Source organism: Pseudomonas sp. (assembly GCF_049590575.1).
Classification (GTDB): domain Bacteria; phylum Pseudomonadota; class Gammaproteobacteria; order Pseudomonadales; family Pseudomonadaceae; genus Aquipseudomonas.
Window position 1 is genome coordinate 1 of the sequence record NZ_JBAWDE010000175.1, and the last position, 1,758, is coordinate 1,758.

The 1,758-nt window shown below is 55.9% G+C and carries 2 protein-coding genes and 2 rRNA genes; all 4 read right to left on the minus strand.

From position 1 onward, the window contains the following. Positions 1 to 353: hypothetical protein (locus tag WBR57_RS12240; protein ID WP_424084052.1), on the minus strand; the 353-nt coding region annotated here is incomplete at its 3' end. Then, the gene (locus tag WBR57_RS12245) at positions 350 to 1,387 is read right to left on the minus strand and encodes an FRG domain-containing protein (protein ID WP_424084053.1); all 1,038 of its coding nucleotides are present in this window, start codon (positions 1,385 to 1,387) and stop codon (positions 350 to 352) included. The genes WBR57_RS12245 and WBR57_RS12240, both read right to left, overlap by 4 nt. A gap of 89 nt (positions 1,388 to 1,476) precedes the next feature. Beyond that, a 5S ribosomal RNA gene (gene rrf, locus WBR57_RS12250) occupies positions 1,477 to 1,593 on the minus strand. Between the two features lie 74 nt (positions 1,594 to 1,667). Further along, positions 1,668 to 1,758 (minus strand): 23S ribosomal RNA (locus WBR57_RS12255); the annotation flags it as partial.

A 1,758-nucleotide genomic window follows, 5' to 3' on the forward strand; every position in this document is an offset into this window, starting at 1 on the left:
GGAAGTTGGAGCCCGAGCACTTCGCGCATGGAGGCTCGCTCGACAAAATCGCCGTAGCGCGGATCAGTCTGAAACTGCACGCGGAGGTTGGAACCAGAAGAACTGATGTTGAGGCTGTGCGGAAACGACGCTACCTGAAAATGTTTGCGCATGAGCATGGTGACCTGATCAAGCTGACTGGTGGCAACTGCAAGATCGAGATCGAGGCTGACCAGCGGCTCCACGTAGGCGTTGACAGCCTGACCGCCGATTACGCAGAAGCGCACTCCGTGCTCCTGCAGTAACGCGAAGACTTCCTCCAAAAGATTGGATTTGTCCAGAGTGACGGCCTTCCAGAAGGAGAGTGCTTTCATGGCGCTGGTGTTCTCAGGTTAGCCCGCTGGAGGGTCCGCGGATCGGCCACAACGCCTCCAGCTTTTATCTGCATCCAATTACCCACGCGAAGGCGGCTATCATCAGGGTACGCATTCGAGAGATACCGAAGCGTCTGATCGCGCTCGAACTCCTCATCAAACTCGACCTCGCTGGGTGCAACGTGATCGACTATGGCTTCGTGTCCCGAAAGATTGATCGGCCTATACGCGCGAGGAAGCATTGGAATCTTGTCCACGATCCAAACTGCCAAGTCGTCGGGCATTTTGCCAAAGTTCTCCACATATTCGATCACCTGGTGTCGGAGAATACCAGCCGTCGGGTCATCGTCCGTATCGATCAGTGCGCTGTACCTCGCGGCAGAGATTTGTCGGTCCTCGTCCGTTATCCGAAATTGGTACCAACGAATCCCCCAGCGCTTTTGCGCTTGCCTCGATTTTAGATCTGGTGAAGGACGATCCAAGCAAACAACGCCGAACCCCTCCTGACGGCGCGCTCGAAGAGCCCACCTGTGGTCCACTAATTCACTTAGCATAACGCCCTTGCGATATGACTCTGTTGGGAGGACGCAGATTCTTCCATAATCTCTTTTGTTCTTGCTCCCGCCTATCGCAAACGCCATGGCGGTGCCAGGGTTCGCCGTGAAATCGAGCATCACGGTTGGCAGTCCGTAATGCTGTTGAACCGCGAGAGCCTCGGAGGCGGACAGGTCAAAGTCTGGCGGGCAGAGCCTCTGGAGCAAGCACGCGCCTAGCCTTCTGAACTCCACGAGCGCTCGCGGCGAAAGGGGCACGCGCTCGCCCGCTTTGCCTTTCACCGTCCACGTATCCGCTCTTCGCGCGTTAGGTCGGGTTTCGGGGAATTGTCCACACTCGCCACGAAATAGAAATCTCGGGGCGGAATGGGGCACGATGAGGCCACCCGGTGATTGCTGCAGCCAGACTCGCTCGGTGGCATCCTGCGGGTGCGAGTCCATCAGGTGCCGCAAGCACGCCGCCGCAGAATCGAACTGCATCGCCTCAAAGTGGTCCAAGATTTAGAATAGCAAGCACCCGGCAAAACCGAAAAAAGCCCCGGCCATTTCTGACCGGGGCTTCGTGTTTAATCGGGCAACGTCCTACTCTCCCACACACTCGCGCGTGCAGTACCATCGGGGCTGCAGGGCTTAACTTCCGTGTGCGGGATGGGAACGGGTGGGACCCCTGCGCTACAATCACCCAAAAGTGAAGATGACGAAAAAAGGTTGAATATTGATGGGCAACAAGTAAGTAGAGTTTGTATCTACAATAAATTTTATGGTCAAGCCGAACGGGCTATTAGTAACGGTCAGCTCAACGTATTACTACGCTTACACATCCGTCCTATCAACGTGGTAGTCTTCCACGG

What these genes read in the sequence shown, in the direction of transcription:
- WBR57_RS12245 (WP_424084053.1), bottom strand. Translation starts at nt 1,387, where the DNA reads ATGCAGTTCGATTCTGCGGCGGCGTGCTTGCGGCACCTGATGGACTCG.